Source organism: Pseudoalteromonas sp. MM17-2, assembly GCF_022347945.1.
GTDB lineage: Bacteria > Pseudomonadota > Gammaproteobacteria > Enterobacterales > Alteromonadaceae > Pseudoalteromonas > Pseudoalteromonas ruthenica.
Genome location: NZ_JAKRFV010000007.1, coordinates 75,795 through 90,140, shown reverse-complemented (window position 1 = coordinate 90,140; position 14,346 = coordinate 75,795). Strand labels below are relative to the sequence as shown.

The following is a 14,346-nucleotide window of genomic DNA, read 5'->3' as shown; positions in this document are numbered from 1 at the left end:
GGGGCGAGCGCACACACTAGCCACTTGTTGTATTATCGATTAGATTCGGGTTAGCCATTTCATCTGGCATGCACGTTATACGTTGCCTTTTACCTTCAATTTCTACTTCAGCCACACAGTCACCAAGCTTTCTAACTTTATAGCTCATTGGGTAGTAGGTATCGCCTTGGCCATCGGCGAAGTTCATCTGTATGCCTTTGGTAGTTAGGTGCCAGCCAGCAATATAAATTGTGTTGTCCTTTACGTGCTTACGTTCTTTGCCGCCTAAGAGTTTGCCGTAGGATGCGAGATCCATTTCCTCGTTTTGATCCTTTTCGTTTTTCTCTGGCTTTGGGTAGTAATACTCATAAGGGGCAATAGGGTCAGCATCACAAGAGCCGTACAGGTTTTCGTAGACTTCGTTGCAAGTGAACATCCCTTTTTTTGGTAACTCAGGTTCAAACGTCACTAGGGCGTTAACAGCGGTCGCGGCCATCAACGCCCCAACACAAAAAAAGTGCCAGCTCTTAACTTTGAGGTTTTTAACTGCATCTTTAAAGTCGCTCCATTTGTTTGTGTAACGGCCATGTGTGTACCAGCTGGGGAGCATGGTCGTTAGGCCGTAGTAGTCGTTAAAGTCGCCTGTTTCTGCAATCAGTTGCTCGGTTTCGTAGCAATCGAATATGCCTGTGCCACGGCATACCCACGTATCAACTTTGGCCGCATTGGCCTGAGTGCCATAGCGTACGGTTCCAACATGGATTTTAGGAAGGGGCAACCTGTCACCCCAAGCCAGTTTCACCAAGGGGCCAATGAGAGGCACATTCATTCGGTCAGTACGTTTACAGTAAACTACATGCTCGGCAATGGTTCGCCGTGCATCAGAGTCTAGGTTCTCAATGTCCTGGATGATTAAGATTGCATCCCAGCGGAGTTTTCGAAGGAGTTTAAAAAACGCGTTCACGGGTGCGCGCTCTGGGTCTTTCCAGTTACGCGAGTTTAAGAATATCCCGCATTCATCTAGCACTAGTAGGCCGTTGCGAGACTCATCTATCTTCTCACCTTCATAGCCAAGGGGTAGGGCTTTCAGACTTTGTATGTCGGGTATGTCCGGTAATCTAAATAGCTTGGTGTTCTTCATGTATTTACCAAGCATCTTTTCGGGGTAGATATCGAGGTTCGTAGCAACCTTGCGACCCGCTAACAGGTATTCACGGATGCGGGAGACAGACATTAACGTCTTGCCGCCTCCCAATTTACCGGTAACAACATAGACCGCCATTAGGCTAGGAACCTGCGCGTTGATTTTTCAGCTAAGCGCTGTCTGAATTTCTTAATCTCTAGGCCAATCATAAAGGTGGCGCTAGTAACGTAGTAAGACAATATCAAGCCGACATAGTAGGGCATGTTTGCTGGGAGCCATGATATCCATGTGGACAATAAGCCTTGGGTAATTGGGCCTAAGCCATTGATAGTTTCGGTTAAGAGGTCATCCACCCAAAATAGAAAAGTTGTTATGGCTGCTGCATAGATAGCAAACGCAGCTAGGCCTATAGCGATGTTCTTTATAACGCCAGTGATAAGCAGCGTCATAAACCAGATACCAATACGACTAACGAGTGCGCCTAAAAAGGCGATAATAACGGGCATTAGGTTAACCTCACTTTCTTAATGTCAGCATCAAGGCGATAGATGATGAACAGAATAAATAGGACGGCTACGACCCATTCCAAGAATGTTCGTATCTGCGCAAACTTGCCGCATGGATTGAATTCGGCCATGCCTAACAAGTTAACACTGGTGCAGTTGTCAGCGGCCTTGGCAAACAGCTGAGGGATCGAATCGTAAGATGTTGGGCTTAATCCTTGGATTGCGTCCTCGCTGATGGCTTCATTGATTTGCTCCAGTGTGTCGTTATGGCCAGAGACAATATCGCCGGACTCGCTTAAATCGGGAAGGGCTACACCCTCGGCAGCGGCTTCACCTTGTTCGGGGCCACCCCATTCCAGTTGCTCTCGAATTCCATCAAGTTGGCCCTCAATACCGTCTACAGAATCAGTGATTTTTTCGGTTTCAGTTTGTAGGTTCTCGACAGCGGTTACTATCTCGCCTTGGCCTTGCTCGGTAGAGTAGTTATCGGGCCAGTTGTCACCCGTGCCATTATCGCCACCAGAATCACCACCTCCATCGCCGCCGCCATTGTCACCACCCGAGTCGCCACCTCCATCACCGTCACCGCCGCCATTATCACCACCGGAATCGCCACCTCCATCACCATCACCGCCCCCATTATCACCACCGCCTGTGCAATCATCGGTTTGGCATGGCTCTAAGAAATCATCACCATTAGGCACATCACATGATTGTGTTGTGATGTAGTGAAGGAAGTTTTCACCGTCCGGTGTGTTGTTCGATATGCACACACCGCCTTGAAAGCACGTTGATTGGCAGTTACGACCGTTGTAGCTAAGGCACAAATTTTGGTCTGTGTAATATGATCCGACGACTTCACCCTCAAATGTAGCGCAGCTATCCATAGGTGTTTGCAGTTCAACTGTGCAGCTAAGATCGAACCAAGAACCATCTGGATTGAAAAATTTTATGCGAGCAGAACCGTTTGAGAATTGATAGGTGTATTCTTTATGGTTAGGCGGTTCACCAAAAGTAAGTCGTGCACCAGTTAAGGCATCGGGTAGTTGATCTTCGTAGAATACATCGGGGACACCTTCAACAGTAACGGCATAAACGCCTTGACCTTTATACTTTGCTGATACTTTAGAGCAGCTAGACCATTTATAACCGCTTTGAGCATGAGCTGGGGCAGAGTAGGCGAACCCCAGTGCGATTAATGACATCGCCATTAGCCTGCAAAGGTTAATGAATATTTGCACTGGGGTTGCCTCCTATTGGTTAGGTAGCTGCGCGAGCTGCACGCTTGAACAGACGAAGCAGAATGAAGCCACCGACGATAGATGCAGCGACAGGCCATGCTAAATCAATGAGCGCTAGGCCATCGGTTTGCACTTGCGTCATGGCATTGGTTGCTGCCTCGGGTACTGCTGCCATAGCACTACCAGACGCTAATGCACCTAGACCAGCTAGGACTTGCACGGCTGTACGGCGTTTTTTAGTAGGTGCGTCAGTGGCCTGATACACCCCGTTTTCGTTTTTCATGGTTTCGATTTGTTTGCCCATGATGATTTCTCCTCTTTGGTTTAAGTTGCCATCCACGCTATTCGGCGGAAGACGTACAAAATTGCAGTGCAGCTCCAGCCAATGGCATAAGCTCCAATGCAAAATGAGATAAACTCGGACAGCTCAATCATTTCGCTGATGACTCCCAAGCGTTGAACCCTAAGCAAAGACAAATGCACATCGTTGAATAGAAAATACAGCGGGCAAGGTAGTAAACCGCCTCAATGAGTTGCTGTATTTGCTCAGGGTTTATATTCACGGTTTCCATTAATCGTCCTTGTCGCCAAACATCTGTTCGTTTGAATTGGCTAAGCGAACGTTGCTCTTAGGCTGGGAACGTAAGCCAAGGCACCTAGCAACAAAACGACAGAATGAGAACAACAAGTCGTAAGCAACAAGGGCCACCATCACGCCGCCAATAACGGTCAAGAACAGCGCGTTAACGATGGAATCTATTTCTTGTTGTGTTAGGTTTGTTAAGTCCATGGGTTAGGCCTTATCGTTAATCACAATGTCTTTAGGCTCTTGAGTACCTAGGTAGGTGTTGGTATAAACGCGATCTTTCCAGCAGCGATGGCGCTCAAAGATAGGAACAGTTACGGTTTTTCCTTGGGCCTCGGCTAAGATGCCAGGCATGCCAACTTCCTGTGCCTTTTTACCAATCTGAATATCAAAGATTGATTCTTCGCCCTCAAAGCCGTTGGCTTTGGGGATAGCGATGCCTACAAAGATCTCGTTGTACATTTCGCCTGTTTTCTTATTGGTTTTAGGCACTTGTTTAATGCCCTTACAAATACCTGTGAAGTTGGTTCCGAAACGTAATTGGTTCATGGTTCTGACTCCCGTCTTAGTTGATTAAGTATTCTTGGATTTCTGAGGTAGAAGCGGGGCGCGCTTCAAGGATGCGCACCAGAGGCACAACCTCTGATTTATGCTCGTCTGCGTTGGCAGGAGGTAAGCTAATATCGATACCGAATTGAGCGAGTTCTTTTCTGTGTCGATAGAAAGTAGGGCGCGAAATAATGTCTCTCACGTTGTGGCCAGTGCGCCATAACTCGTATGTGCCACGTACCTTTGTTGGTAGTTGCAGGGACTTTCGTCCAGTAATTGGAACTTGTGCATTCATGTCGATTCTCGCTATGTAGCGGTTAAATAGTGACTCTGGTGTCAGGTTAAATGTATTGCCTTCGTCATCAGTGACGGGGGTGTTAAAGAAGGATGCTTTGAACTCTTCGGCATCGAAAAACGCCAAGGCAAGTTTACGTAGTTCCGTTTTCATGAGTCGGAGTTCAAAGCGAAGTTTGGCGCGGCAGTAATCCAGTAATGGGCTGTTGATTAGTTCTTGGGGAAGTGTATGGCCCTTACCACCGCGTAATAATTCATTATATTTACTGTAAAGTTTAATAGCCCATCGGCGGGAATGCTTACCCCAATATACTGTGCCTTTGCTATTTAAAGCACGGCCATGACGGGTTCTCGTTTTCTCTGCGCAGGCATCAATATAAGCGTCTACATCGTTTTGATTTTCTAATTCAAACATGTAGTTAATATCTATTTTCTTAATAGAAAAATTGCCGTTTTTAATGCTGCGTTCGGTGAACTCATTAATCACAATTGCATGGCCATGAGAAAAGCGAACGGGCGTATATTCACCATCTTGATATGCAATGTCGTACAGTTCGAATTGCTGAAAAATGGCGTTAACAGTAAGAAAGGCCAGCAGGCAAACATCATCTGTGCCTGCTACGTTGTGGCCTTGGAGGAACTTGGTTGGGTTCCCATCGATAAACAGATTTTGCGCAAATTGGTGGCATTCGGTTATGTCATTACTGCAAATCTGAATTGCAGATTCGAACGAACCGCGACACGTATTACGTTTATGGGTGTGCCATTCTTCCTCGCCAAAACGATCAACCGAAATAATGTGACCGTTGTTTATATATCGGTGGCGAACTGGAATAACTGCGGTCAGCCAATCAATCATCGCAAAACTCCAAGTTAGTGGAGTCGCAATCAGGGCATAGGCCAATGCCGGAATATTCAGTATTTAAATCCCAAACTTCTATGTGAGTACCGCAATCAATACAAAAAACTAAAATGTGTTTATCTTCGACTAAGCCTGGAAGGATCATAAAGCGCCCCCTGCATACTCAAAGTTTGAGTAATGACGGGAATCACAAGCAGGGGGCTTAAGGTTGGAATCGTTTCGATTTAACCATTCTTGCCCAAAAAATTCCAATGTGCCAATAAGCGAGTGATATCCCGACATATCTAAATGGTTTGGGTGAGCGTGAGTGAATGAATTAATTTCTTTGTCCAAATTGAAAATGACGTTTTGCAGTTCGGCGTTACTAACGTTGGGCAAAAACAGGACGCGCAATTTTTCGATGGTCGCGCGTTCTTGTTTAATCGATAGTGCCAACATGTGATAAGCGTTCGTGCCTATGGTGTGTTGGCCAAGTATCGAGTTGTTGATCCAGATATTCCCAAAGCTGCTTTTTGACTGCTTTAAAATTTGGTCGATTGTCATGGTGGTGACTCCTTGTGATTCCCAGTACACATTTATGTACCTTTTATACGTTAGGGTACAGTTCTGTGTACTGTCAAGATGTAAATCTACAAAAATGTGGACTAGAATGGAGAAGTCAGTAAAAACAAGGGCTAGGACGTAAAATGAGTTACAGTTTCGAACTGTTTAATATGTACAAAGAACAAAAAAATTACTCTCAAGATAAACAAGCGATTATGGATATACCCAAGTTAAACAAGGGCGCCTTGTATGAGATTAAGAAAGAAAAGCGGTGCTTTACTGCTGAACAAGCTTTGTTCATTGCTGACCAATTAGATCTGAACAAACAGGAAGTGATCGTTAACCTCGGTATCGAAAAATCAAAATCAGAAGAAGAAAAAAGCGTTTATGAGGAGCTCTAATTTATGTTATGTTAAAAAGGCTCACCCCCGACAATTTGTCGCCAATTAATGACAGCGTTTAAATTCCCTGTAAACTGCTCATTTTTATAAGTTTTCCCGTTTAAGCTTTCATTCGTTTTTATAGATTGTGTTTCGGTTTACCAATCTAAAAAAATCATAACCGTGTTGCATCTTTCGCGCAGGAATCGCGGAATCAACAATAAAGGTTAAGGAAATTGGGAACATGACCAAACAGGATTTTAAAGCGTTACTATGGCGCGCGGGTTTTCACCGCACAGGCAAATTAGACCGTAAGGCAGCAATGGTCTTTTTGCACATCAAAAGTGAGCGAACACTAGAGCGCTGGCTTGCGGGTGCTGAGCCATGCCCTAGAGCTGTGGCGATGTTAGAGCAGCGTATTGCGGGCTACATTCCCCAGTCGGGTGCGTGGAACGGGTTTTCTATTTGTCGCAACGGTAAATTATGGACTCCGCGCGGTCACAGCTATGACGCGAGTTACATCAATAAGCTTGATTTTATTGTGCGCGCTTCTCGCATATATGAAAGCCAAGTTGTTAATCTAAAAGCGGAAATTGCCGCGTTAGAAAAGTTGGTTGATACTCGCGAACGGCTTAAGGAAATGGGTCACGAATTAGTTGAAATGTCCGACAAGCTCCGGCTTGAAGCCATGATACGTGTATTTAAGGATATAGAGCGCGAACGCGCTTAGGTTTTGGCCCACCGCTTGGTGGGTCTTTTTTTTATTTTGCGCTTTTCCAAGCCGCTTTGATGTTTTGCACTATTTGCGGCCCCACGGTTTTTAAGCTTGATATACCCCAAATCGCACCGTTTACGGCCACCCATATTTGCACCCACCATTCAGGCACACTTTCAAGGTTTGTGAATATCTCCGCGCCGCGTTCGGGTTTTATCATCGTGATTAAAATTGGCCCTGTTAGCATTGAAAACGAAAACCACTGCAAAAAGCGGTCTTTGCCGCGTAGCGCTTCCATTTCCCATTCATGGTTGTGGCTTTGCTTGTTTCTTGCCAGCCGCGCGCCGTTATTAATCACGGCCATTTCGCGGTTGTGCTTAGCTTGCGCCTTGTCGGCGCGGTTTTTCATGTACTGTGTTAGTGGCGCGGATATAAACCCAAAGATACTTTTAAGACTCATGAAGGGCGCTCCCGTATGCTTTTCATTTCCTCTTTAAGCTCAGTTAAAGTGAGTTTAAGCCACTTAATATCCGTCCGATTGATAGCGGTGGCCACCACAACGGATAGGACATTAGAGACAACCAGCGCGACTAACATCATTATCAGACGGTCATCCATGTTCTAACCCTCGTCAAATAGCGCAGTGTTGCGCTTTAGGTAAGCCACGATTAGCGCGGCGGCAACACCGCCAACAACGGTGCTCAGTACGGCTTTTTTGTTAATCATAAGGCTAAATTAACCCCTTGTTGCACATCAGCCAGCGTCCAATTGTTCGGCCCTTCCATATCGGCCATTGCATCTATCAGTAATGGGTAGTGCTGTGGCTCCAAGGGCGCAAACGGCGATAGATTCACGCGCTGGCTAACGTAATTAATGTAATTTTGTGTGTGGTTTTCGCTAGGCGGTGCCCACCGCCTGACAATGGTGTCTATTGTGTCCGCCCCGTGCTTGGTGCGGTATGTTTGCAGCGTGATATACGCTGCACGAAACCCATAATCAACTGACCTGAACCGCGCGAACCCTTGGCGCGCGCCTATTTGCCCTTGCCAATCGTTGGCGGGATTATCGCGCACGTTTAACGGGTTGTTATTGCGCACATTCAGCGGTGCGGCGCTACTGGTGAGTACCAGCGCCGCCGCAACGGCTAAGGCAATCGGAATTAAGTATTTACTGCTCATCCGGCGTCCCATCCTGCAAAAGCTGCGCTTTGCGCTCAGGCGCGAGAATGCCGACACCAATTAGATAATCCAGACCGCTTGATAACGGCTGAAAATCTAAATCAACAAAGCTAGACGCTAGCAAGTCCTCCTCTAGCACTTTAACCGCTGGGTCTGCACTTTCTTTGATTGCCACTTTTTCATCAAACGTTAAGCGCCGACGAAAAGCGCCTTTCGTGATTTTTCGAATGGCCGGCATGACAGGCTTTAGTTGATAGCCACCCTCTACACGCTCATGTATTGAATCATCAAACATGGGTTACTCCAAAATAAAATGATTACCGCTCACCTCGGCGACGGCGTTTGTGACATTCGCCCCCATCGCCGCGACAAGCTCGATAGACTGTGAATACTCAAGCGGCGGCAACCCCTCAGCACCACCAATCACACTCCCCTCAATATTGCTATTTTGCGACCCTGTTTTGTCGAGCACGACAACACCATCAAGTGTTAAACGAAAAACCGCTGCAAAGGTTGTGCGCAACTGGTGAATCATTCCTCGGCCTGTGCGACTTAAAAGCACAATTTCAGTTGCAGAGGTTGGGCGCGCAAACAGTGTGTTAACCGCGCCGCTTGTACTTATTGTTTGCTGCAGGCTTGCTTTGTATGCGCTGGGAACGCTTGATAGGGATGCGTCAATCTGCGTTTGCTGCTCACTCATTGCTATTTGCAAATCACCGATACCCGCCAACACAGCATCACGGGCCGCAACAATATCGCCGCCATTCTCTGCGGCCTTTTGTGCAATCAGCGCTTGAATTGCCGTATCAATATTTGCAAGCTCAGCGCTTAGCGCATCTTTTTTGGTGGTTTGCCCTTGCTCCAAACTGGCAAAGCTCGCCGCTAATAGCGCGTTTATATTGATTGGATTGCTTAAGCTCATCGCGTCACCTCCAACACAGACACATGCGCGACATTGTTGCTGGCGTTGTAAACGTACAGCTCGCCGAGCGTGTCCACTTCAAACGATGCAGGCGCATCACTTGAGCCGTACAGCGGCAAGCCTTTTTGCTCGCTCACCGTGTTATCTGCTCCCAAGCGCAGCTGTGTTAGTGAGGCCGATACATTGGCAATGGTCACGCTGCGCCCTAGGCTTGCTGCGTCCGCGCTGAGCACTTTCACGCGCTGCAATGGCTGAACTTCTATATCGCCATGCGCCACCACCCCCGCACCGCTGCGAATGGTCATCTTGCCATTTTCCACGGTGGCCTGCGCGTTCACTTGGATAGCTTCCTCAATGCGCTTGATTGTTGGTGTATTGGTGATTTCGACACCCTCAGCCGCACCGCCCTGAATAGGGAACGGTGAGCTTTCAATTTCCACAGTGAGCGCCGCATTACTTGGGTTCTCAATAACAAACTGGTTTACGCCTTGTAAATCAAGCGTCCAGCCCTGTTTAATTGTTTGCTCCCATTCATCATAAGGGCTTTTAATTAGCGTTGGGCCGGATAAATCCAGCACATTTAAAAAGCGCTTAGTGTTCGCAAAAGGGCGGGTTTCGCCCGCCGGAATAGTAATAACAGGCATTATTTCGCCCCCTTTAATGCAAAGAACGCCAAGCCCAATCCCACAAACGCAAAGGCCATATACTTAACCATCTTGCCGCCCTGCTCTGCGACAATATCCTGACCCGCAAGCGCGGTGTTTTTGGCAAGCTCGGCCACGGTGGCTAGCTGTTCTTGGCTTTGCTGCTGTGCATCACCCATGATTTGCCCAATGGCATTATTCATAGACTGATTCGACTGCCCGAACGCCTGGATAAAGTCACCCGTTGTTTCGCCCAGGTGTTCGCTGAATGCGTTTTGCGCACTTTCTATTGAGTCAATCGCACCACTTTGGACGCTGCGAACCGTGCTCAATGATTCGCGCCCAAAATTAAATGCGTTGTCTTGGCTCTCAGCCATTCCTTCAAGTGCGTTTTTTGTGCTGTCTCGGGCAATCTCCGCAGCCTTGTTTGCTGCATCAATCGCGCTTTGACTTACTTCGCTGTTTGCATCAATGGCCTTGCCGCCAAACTCAAATGCACCTTCTAGTGCATCGCTGTTTGCGTCCAGCGCATCGCCCGCAAAGTTAAATGCACCCTCAATCGCACCTCCGTCTAAGATGGTGACATTACCCGTATTTCCGGCAAAATCCCCATCATTGGTGACGCTATTGTCAATGTCCCACCTGCGATTGTCGCTTGCATCAATGTCGTACTCGTGGCGCGATTCATCGTGATTAATCGTGCCGGAGTTGCCCGCGTATTCGCCCGTGTTATTGATGGACGTTTGCGTATTCGTGCTGCGCTGGTCTTGCCTTGAGCTTGATTTACCGCCCATACATCACCCCCTTAAAAGTCGCGGCTAACTGGGATGACAGGCGGCTTTTTAATAATTAGCACGGCAGGGTCTAACGCCACGCCTTTGCGGCGGTTGTTCTTACGCATACGCCGCTGGCGCTTTTTGTATTGCTTATCGTTCATAGTAATTTCATCCGATAAATAGACTCGCTCCCGCTGCGGCCCGCAAACTTAAACGGCAACTTGCTGAGTGCTTCGAGCTTTTCAGGGTGGCGAGTGTGAAAACGTACGGTATGCGCACCTGTGCGCTTAGAAAAACGCAATAGCGCGTTGACCGCGTAAAATAGGCCACTCCCCGCGAGTGCAACGAACACTAATTCGCTGCCTTCTCGGCGAGTGATAAACAGTAAATTGGCCTTTGAGGTTACAAGCTGCCACAAGGCCGCGCGGCCCTGTGCTAACTCTTTGTATACCTCGTTCCGGCCTGATTTGAGCGCGCGGTTTAACTTGCGCTGGTGCTCGGCGCTGGCGTGGTTAAGTCGCTTTATCATTTCTTCACCATCAGAAATAAAACAAGCAAGGCCGCGCCCGCTAGGCCAAACATCATCCAGTTAGTTTGCGCGCCGCCAAATGAGACATTACCAAAGCCGCTATTGCCGCCGCTTTGGTCGCCATTGGTAGCTGAGGCATGGCCCCCGCTGCCGCTGATTCCACCGGATGGCATCATGATAATGACCCTCCAAAGTAAACCCATGCGCCCAGCGCGATTACCAGTGCAAAAATGGCCTTAGTTGCGTTTTGCAGAAACCATGCGCCGCCGAATAAAGCGGCAATGGCTCCCACTGCATAGACGATTGGCATACAACCCCCTTAGCCTTTGGACGCAATGAGCGCGACACCGAGCACCAGCACAACACCGCCCGCAATCACTAGCTTATTATCAACCCCTGCTAGCCACTGCCCGCTTTGCTGTTGTGTGTTTACTGGTACACTGACGACAGGGTCGCCGCCGCTGTTACCGTGGCTTAGGCCTGAGTCGTCAAACTGGCTTTGCGGCTCATCATCCCCACCGAGTAAGCCGCCGATAAAATCGCCCGCCCCCTCGGTGATTGATTCGCCATTTTGCTCCCACCAACTGCCAACACTGCCCGTTAAATCATCGAACCAATCCATTGCACCCCCTTATGCCGCTTGGGCGTTCAGTGGCGCAACTTGTTCCATCATTTCAACCAACATGCGAACCGAGCCAGCATTCGCCATGTCTAATTCAAACTTAAGTTCTTGCCCGTGAGTGCCGAAAAGCCCATCCCAGCCAAAACCCTGTTTAGTCGGGTCGAACGTATAGACACCTTCAATGGGCATCAAGCCGTTTTCTTTAATGTCAAAGTCGGCGTCCGCTTTGGTTTCTTCATGGATTAGTCGCGCATCGCGATAGATATTGATTTTGCCTAAATCAGCCGTGCGGAAATGGATGCGGCGAATTTTGCGATTCGGCCCGCCGTTCTTCCAAATTAAATCATTGATACCGGATGCGGACGCATCAAATGTGGTTTCATACACGCGCGGCATGAAGTGGCGAACCGCTTGGCCTGCTGTAACCGCTGTGCGCCCATTGATTGTGACAGGCTTCGGTGCGCCCTCAGCATCAACAAATGCGCTATCAACTTCGATTTTTAGGAAAATCTGCTCATGACTGAATGTCACCAACTCACCCGAGCGTACACCTTCGCGGCTGCGGTAGGTTAAATCGCTAAAGCGGATTTTGTAGCGACCGGGCTGCTTAAAGCGGTTTGCATAGGTTTCTTTATCTTTGAGCCATTGACCCGTGTACGACACCACTGCAACACCGTCAATTTCGAGCGTTACTTTTTTTAAGTGAGCAGGGTTAGTAATGTTGGTTGCTAGCTCAATTTCGTGAATGGTTGAGCCGCCCACAATTTCAATGTGACCGACCTGACCAGCGGCAACACCTTCGGCGCTGCGCATCTTTCGCCATAATGGATTGAAGCGTTGTAATTGCATGCTATCCCCTTAACCGATTAGGTCTTCTACAAAATCCACGTTGTTAGATGCGTATACCACCAGTGCGGCTACAACTAACGCGATACCCGCTGCTTTAATGTCCTGTTTCTTCATCGCTTTGCTTACCTTTAGTTAAAAAATGTTTTGCTGTTTTAACGACAACAAACGCCGCCACCGCCGCGCCTGCTCCATATAAAAATTGTTTGTTCATGTTTGCGCCCTGTGTTTGTGCGTTTGTGTTGTTAACGATTTAAAGTGATACAGAAGCGGTTCGGTTTAGGTCAAACGGCGGAACCTATAGGTTTATTTAGGCGTAAAAAAACCGCCTTAAGGCGGTTTAGTGTGGTTAGAAGGTTAAGCGGCCCTTTTTAAAGTTGCCCGCGTTGGGTGATTTGAAGTAATACTCCAGCGGGTTTAGGTTTAAAATGTCACTCAATGGCACGTCTGTTTCATCGCTCATACGCTTAGCATCGTTGCGTGAGAACTGCACCCCCACCCATTTGTAAACGCTTTGCGATACCGCCGTTTTGGATATTTCCACGACACGCTGAGCAACTGAGTGAACAATAAACCCAAATTTACGGCCTACCGTCAATAGCCACCCGTATGCACCAACCTCTTTGCCGACTGATTCGGTGACTTGTGGCAATTCTTCTATTACCACATGCAAGCGCTTAGCGTGCAGACCATCGCCGAACCCTTTTACCACTTCGCAGAACTTGAGAAAGTTTTTGCGCGACTCCGGCACAGTCAGTGCAATTTTGAACCCGCGCTTAGTGGCACGAGCTGCGCGCAGGGCTGCAAAGAATGCCTTAAATGTTTTGTATCGGCGCACTTTGCGCTGCTGGATTGTGTCGTAATCTTGGTGCGGGTCCCAAAATACCACTTGGTCAGTCCCTTTGATGCGCCCGAACTTTTTAACCGCCGTTGTCTTGCCGCCACCCGAACCCGCGACATACAAGCAGTGCTCATTATCCAGCGCGTTATTTGGGTTGATTGGCTTCATCATGCGGCCACCTTTTGGCGCGGTTTCTCTTTGCCCTGCTTGGGTTCAGCCTTTGGCTGATTCGCGGCTTTTTCGGCTTTTATGTTTTTCACTTGGCGAACCGTATTCATGATAATCGAGCCCGTGACAACGCTTGCCATGATTTCATCTTTCCACTGCGCAAACCAACCCATTGCGGCGGGGCCGTATTTTTTGATGACAGGGCCGTAAGCGTCCACCGCCTTTTGCTTTTCGGTTTCGGATAACTTGAACTGACTACCCACAAGCATTTGAATTGTTGACTCGTAGGTATTGATAGCCATCACCGCGCTAAACTGGGCGGCTTGGTCGTCCATTTCGGCCTGTTCGGCTTCGGCTTTGGCTTTTTCTTCGGCTTCTTTTTCGGCTTTTTCGGCTTCGGCGGGGTCGTAGTCTCCCAAGCCTTCGTCCTTGTCGAATTCATCCAGCGAGGCCGCTACCTGTGCGGCTTGGCTCTCGTCTATCTTTTCGGTTTGCTCGGTTTCAATCTCGGTATTTTCTGGTTTGTTGCTCATTATGCTGCTGCTCCACAAATGCCACCAAACACTAAGCCAAAAATAATGGCCGTGATTGGTTTGCCTTTTTCGGTTTGTTTTGGTTCCGGCTCCGGCTTAATTTCCGGCGCTGGCGTGTTTTCGGTTTGAGCCGCAGTTGGCGCGGCTTCGGGCGGTTGTTCGGGTTCGGTTTTCTCTGGCTTCACCTCCGGTTTAGCGGGCGCGTTTTCCGCTAGCGCCTCAAGCGTAGGCTGCATCGTTGAGCGCCAATATTCTTGTATTGGCGCACCTGTTCGCTGGTCGGTCCCGCAGTTATCGCAGATGGTGTAAAGCAATGCGGCCCGTTTGCCTTTTGATTGGTGTACCGAGCAAGCGCCGCCGCAACTTTGACAAACAACCACGCCAACAACTGGGTTTTTACTTGTGCGCAGGGGGACGGTTCCCCCGTTTTTGGGTTCGGTTTTCATAGCTCCCCCTTGTTGATTCGTTTAAAACGCTCCACAAAATCA

At 48.4% G+C, this 14,346-nt stretch carries 27 protein-coding genes; 2 read left to right on the top strand and 25 right to left on the bottom strand.

Features of this window, described 5'->3' with window-relative positions; genetic code table 11:
• Positions 1-16: 16 nt before the first annotated feature.
• From MHM93_RS07915 to MHM93_RS07875, 9 genes are all read right to left on the bottom strand, one after another.
• Positions 17-1,261 (bottom strand): zonular occludens toxin domain-containing protein, encoded by a 1,245-nt coding sequence (locus MHM93_RS07915; protein ID WP_239448603.1) that lies wholly within the window; start codon positions 1,259-1,261, stop codon positions 17-19.
• Positions 1,261-1,629 carry a hypothetical protein gene (locus MHM93_RS07910; RefSeq protein ID WP_151172783.1) on the bottom strand — a complete coding sequence of 123 codons (369 nt, stop codon included), beginning with the start codon at positions 1,627-1,629 and terminating at the stop codon, positions 1,261-1,263. Before MHM93_RS07910 ends, MHM93_RS07915 begins: the two co-directional genes overlap by 1 nt.
• Entirely contained in the window at positions 1,629-2,840 is a 1,212-nt protein-coding gene (locus MHM93_RS07905; RefSeq protein WP_239448602.1) for a hypothetical protein, read from the bottom strand. Before MHM93_RS07905 ends, MHM93_RS07910 begins: the two co-directional genes overlap by 1 nt.
• Before the next feature lie 49 nt (positions 2,841-2,889).
• Positions 2,890-3,174, bottom strand: a complete 285-nt coding sequence (locus tag MHM93_RS07900; protein ID WP_239448601.1) for a major coat protein — start codon at positions 3,172-3,174, stop codon at positions 2,890-2,892.
• A gap of 127 nt (positions 3,175-3,301) precedes the next feature.
• A complete protein-coding gene (locus MHM93_RS07895; protein WP_239448600.1) occupies positions 3,302-3,442 on the bottom strand; it encodes a hypothetical protein in 141 nt (46 codons plus the stop codon).
• Positions 3,442-3,660 (bottom strand): hypothetical protein, encoded by a 219-nt coding sequence (locus MHM93_RS07890; protein ID WP_239448599.1) that lies wholly within the window; start codon positions 3,658-3,660, stop codon positions 3,442-3,444. The genes MHM93_RS07895 and MHM93_RS07890 overlap by 1 nt, the downstream gene beginning before the upstream one ends.
• Positions 3,661-3,663: 3 nt before the next feature.
• The gene (locus MHM93_RS07885; protein WP_022946880.1) at positions 3,664-4,005 is read right to left on the bottom strand and encodes a DNA-binding protein; all 342 of its coding nucleotides are present in this window, start codon (positions 4,003-4,005) and stop codon (positions 3,664-3,666) included.
• A gap of 16 nt (positions 4,006-4,021) precedes the next feature.
• On the bottom strand, positions 4,022-5,158 hold the full coding sequence (locus tag MHM93_RS07880; protein WP_239448598.1) for a phage/plasmid replication protein, II/X family: 1,137 nt from the start codon (positions 5,156-5,158) through the stop codon (positions 4,022-4,024).
• Between the two features lie 144 nt (positions 5,159-5,302).
• A complete protein-coding gene (locus tag MHM93_RS07875) occupies positions 5,303-5,704 on the bottom strand; it encodes a hypothetical protein (protein WP_151174239.1) in 402 nt (133 codons plus the stop codon).
• A gap of 143 nt (positions 5,705-5,847) precedes the next feature.
• On the opposite strand from MHM93_RS07875, the gene MHM93_RS07870 reads away from it, so the two are divergent.
• Both MHM93_RS07870 and MHM93_RS07865 read left to right on the top strand, forming a co-directional pair.
• Entirely contained in the window at positions 5,848-6,105 is a 258-nt protein-coding gene (locus MHM93_RS07870; RefSeq protein ID WP_239448597.1) for a hypothetical protein, read from the top strand.
• A gap of 223 nt (positions 6,106-6,328) precedes the next feature.
• A complete protein-coding gene (locus MHM93_RS07865) occupies positions 6,329-6,814 on the top strand; it encodes a DUF3653 domain-containing protein (RefSeq protein ID WP_239448596.1) in 486 nt (161 codons plus the stop codon).
• Between the two features lie 31 nt (positions 6,815-6,845).
• On the opposite strand, the gene MHM93_RS07860 is transcribed toward MHM93_RS07865, so the two are convergent.
• The 16 genes from MHM93_RS07860 to MHM93_RS07790 all read right to left on the bottom strand — a co-directional run bounded on the left by MHM93_RS07860 (position 6,846) and on the right by MHM93_RS07790 (position 14,304).
• Positions 6,846-7,259: a hypothetical protein gene (locus MHM93_RS07860; RefSeq protein ID WP_239448595.1), complete on the bottom strand. Its 414-nt coding sequence runs from the start codon at positions 7,257-7,259 to the stop codon at positions 6,846-6,848.
• Complete coding sequence (locus MHM93_RS07855; protein ID WP_239448594.1) at positions 7,256-7,417, bottom strand: hypothetical protein; 162 nt, start codon at positions 7,415-7,417, stop codon at positions 7,256-7,258. Before MHM93_RS07855 ends, MHM93_RS07860 begins: the two co-directional genes overlap by 4 nt.
• Positions 7,418-7,521: 104 nt before the next feature.
• Entirely contained in the window at positions 7,522-7,977 is a 456-nt protein-coding gene (locus MHM93_RS07850; protein WP_239448593.1) for a hypothetical protein, read from the bottom strand.
• Positions 7,967-8,272 (bottom strand): hypothetical protein, encoded by a 306-nt coding sequence (locus tag MHM93_RS07845; RefSeq protein ID WP_239448592.1) that lies wholly within the window; start codon positions 8,270-8,272, stop codon positions 7,967-7,969. Before MHM93_RS07845 ends, MHM93_RS07850 begins: the two co-directional genes overlap by 11 nt.
• 3 nt (positions 8,273-8,275) lie before the next feature.
• A complete protein-coding gene (locus MHM93_RS07840; protein WP_239448591.1) occupies positions 8,276-8,899 on the bottom strand; it encodes a hypothetical protein in 624 nt (207 codons plus the stop codon).
• Complete coding sequence (locus tag MHM93_RS07835) at positions 8,896-9,543, bottom strand: hypothetical protein (protein ID WP_239448590.1); 648 nt, start codon at positions 9,541-9,543, stop codon at positions 8,896-8,898. Before MHM93_RS07835 ends, MHM93_RS07840 begins: the two co-directional genes overlap by 4 nt.
• Complete coding sequence (locus MHM93_RS07830) at positions 9,543-10,337, bottom strand: hypothetical protein (protein WP_239448589.1); 795 nt, start codon at positions 10,335-10,337, stop codon at positions 9,543-9,545. Before MHM93_RS07830 ends, MHM93_RS07835 begins: the two co-directional genes overlap by 1 nt.
• An 11-nt stretch (positions 10,338-10,348) precedes the next feature.
• Positions 10,349-10,480 carry a hypothetical protein gene (locus tag MHM93_RS19375; protein ID WP_275444172.1) on the bottom strand — a complete coding sequence of 44 codons (132 nt, stop codon included), beginning with the start codon at positions 10,478-10,480 and terminating at the stop codon, positions 10,349-10,351.
• Positions 10,477-10,848, bottom strand: a complete 372-nt coding sequence (locus MHM93_RS07825; protein WP_239448588.1) for a hypothetical protein — start codon at positions 10,846-10,848, stop codon at positions 10,477-10,479. The genes MHM93_RS19375 and MHM93_RS07825 overlap by 4 nt, the downstream gene beginning before the upstream one ends.
• A complete protein-coding gene (locus tag MHM93_RS07820) occupies positions 10,845-11,024 on the bottom strand; it encodes a hypothetical protein (protein ID WP_239448587.1) in 180 nt (59 codons plus the stop codon). The genes MHM93_RS07825 and MHM93_RS07820 overlap by 4 nt, the downstream gene beginning before the upstream one ends.
• Entirely contained in the window at positions 11,021-11,158 is a 138-nt protein-coding gene (locus MHM93_RS07815; RefSeq protein ID WP_239448586.1) for a hypothetical protein, read from the bottom strand. Before MHM93_RS07815 ends, MHM93_RS07820 begins: the two co-directional genes overlap by 4 nt.
• A gap of 9 nt (positions 11,159-11,167) precedes the next feature.
• A complete protein-coding gene (locus tag MHM93_RS07810) occupies positions 11,168-11,470 on the bottom strand; it encodes a hypothetical protein (protein WP_239448585.1) in 303 nt (100 codons plus the stop codon).
• A gap of 9 nt (positions 11,471-11,479) precedes the next feature.
• Positions 11,480-12,319, bottom strand: coding sequence for a major capsid protein P2 (locus tag MHM93_RS07805; RefSeq protein WP_239448584.1), 840 nt, complete (start codon positions 12,317-12,319; stop codon positions 11,480-11,482).
• Between the two features lie 346 nt (positions 12,320-12,665).
• Entirely contained in the window at positions 12,666-13,328 is a 663-nt protein-coding gene (locus MHM93_RS07800; RefSeq protein ID WP_239448583.1) for a hypothetical protein, read from the bottom strand.
• Positions 13,325-13,858, bottom strand: coding sequence for a hypothetical protein (locus tag MHM93_RS07795; protein ID WP_239448582.1), 534 nt, complete (start codon positions 13,856-13,858; stop codon positions 13,325-13,327). The genes MHM93_RS07800 and MHM93_RS07795 overlap by 4 nt, the downstream gene beginning before the upstream one ends.
• Complete coding sequence (locus MHM93_RS07790) at positions 13,858-14,304, bottom strand: hypothetical protein (protein ID WP_239448581.1); 447 nt, start codon at positions 14,302-14,304, stop codon at positions 13,858-13,860. The genes MHM93_RS07795 and MHM93_RS07790 overlap by 1 nt, the downstream gene beginning before the upstream one ends.
• Positions 14,305-14,346: the final 42 nt, after the last annotated feature.

Coding starts and splice junctions, on each gene's coding strand:
- MHM93_RS07815 (WP_239448586.1), bottom strand. CDS start 11,158: ATGCCAATCGTCTATGCAGTGGGAGCCATTGCCGCTTTATTCGGCGGC.
- MHM93_RS07800 (WP_239448583.1), bottom strand. CDS start 13,328: ATGATGAAGCCAATCAACCCAAATAACGCGCTGGATAATGAGCACTGC.
- MHM93_RS07830 (WP_239448589.1), bottom strand. CDS start 10,337: ATGGGCGGTAAATCAAGCTCAAGGCAAGACCAGCGCAGCACGAATACG.
- MHM93_RS07910 (WP_151172783.1), bottom strand. CDS start 1,629: ATGCCCGTTATTATCGCCTTTTTAGGCGCACTCGTTAGTCGTATTGGT.
- MHM93_RS07790 (WP_239448581.1), bottom strand. CDS start 14,304: ATGAAAACCGAACCCAAAAACGGGGGAACCGTCCCCCTGCGCACAAGT.
- MHM93_RS07795 (WP_239448582.1), bottom strand. CDS start 13,858: ATGAGCAACAAACCAGAAAATACCGAGATTGAAACCGAGCAAACCGAA.
- MHM93_RS07850 (WP_239448593.1), bottom strand. CDS start 7,977: ATGAGCAGTAAATACTTAATTCCGATTGCCTTAGCCGTTGCGGCGGCG.
- MHM93_RS07875 (WP_151174239.1), bottom strand. CDS start 5,704: ATGACAATCGACCAAATTTTAAAGCAGTCAAAAAGCAGCTTTGGGAAT.
- MHM93_RS07810 (WP_239448585.1), bottom strand. CDS start 11,470: ATGGATTGGTTCGATGATTTAACGGGCAGTGTTGGCAGTTGGTGGGAG.
- MHM93_RS07855 (WP_239448594.1), bottom strand. CDS start 7,417: ATGGATGACCGTCTGATAATGATGTTAGTCGCGCTGGTTGTCTCTAAT.
- MHM93_RS07870 (WP_239448597.1), top strand. CDS start 5,848: ATGAGTTACAGTTTCGAACTGTTTAATATGTACAAAGAACAAAAAAAT.
- MHM93_RS07840 (WP_239448591.1), bottom strand. CDS start 8,899: ATGAGCTTAAGCAATCCAATCAATATAAACGCGCTATTAGCGGCGAGC.
- MHM93_RS07860 (WP_239448595.1), bottom strand. CDS start 7,259: ATGAGTCTTAAAAGTATCTTTGGGTTTATATCCGCGCCACTAACACAG.
- MHM93_RS07865 (WP_239448596.1), top strand. CDS start 6,329: ATGACCAAACAGGATTTTAAAGCGTTACTATGGCGCGCGGGTTTTCAC.
- MHM93_RS07820 (WP_239448587.1), bottom strand. CDS start 11,024: ATGATGCCATCCGGTGGAATCAGCGGCAGCGGGGGCCATGCCTCAGCT.
- MHM93_RS07805 (WP_239448584.1), bottom strand. CDS start 12,319: ATGCAATTACAACGCTTCAATCCATTATGGCGAAAGATGCGCAGCGCC.
- MHM93_RS07900 (WP_239448601.1), bottom strand. CDS start 3,174: ATGGGCAAACAAATCGAAACCATGAAAAACGAAAACGGGGTGTATCAG.
- MHM93_RS07880 (WP_239448598.1), bottom strand. CDS start 5,158: ATGATTGATTGGCTGACCGCAGTTATTCCAGTTCGCCACCGATATATA.
- MHM93_RS07885 (WP_022946880.1), bottom strand. CDS start 4,005: ATGAACCAATTACGTTTCGGAACCAACTTCACAGGTATTTGTAAGGGC.
- MHM93_RS07915 (WP_239448603.1), bottom strand. CDS start 1,261: ATGGCGGTCTATGTTGTTACCGGTAAATTGGGAGGCGGCAAGACGTTA.
- MHM93_RS07825 (WP_239448588.1), bottom strand. CDS start 10,848: ATGATAAAGCGACTTAACCACGCCAGCGCCGAGCACCAGCGCAAGTTA.
- MHM93_RS07905 (WP_239448602.1), bottom strand. CDS start 2,840: ATGGCGATGTCATTAATCGCACTGGGGTTCGCCTACTCTGCCCCAGCT.
- MHM93_RS07895 (WP_239448600.1), bottom strand. CDS start 3,442: ATGGAAACCGTGAATATAAACCCTGAGCAAATACAGCAACTCATTGAG.
- MHM93_RS19375 (WP_275444172.1), bottom strand. CDS start 10,480: ATGAACGATAAGCAATACAAAAAGCGCCAGCGGCGTATGCGTAAGAAC.
- MHM93_RS07835 (WP_239448590.1), bottom strand. CDS start 9,543: ATGCCTGTTATTACTATTCCGGCGGGCGAAACCCGCCCTTTTGCGAAC.
- MHM93_RS07890 (WP_239448599.1), bottom strand. CDS start 3,660: ATGGACTTAACAAACCTAACACAACAAGAAATAGATTCCATCGTTAAC.
- MHM93_RS07845 (WP_239448592.1), bottom strand. CDS start 8,272: ATGTTTGATGATTCAATACATGAGCGTGTAGAGGGTGGCTATCAACTA.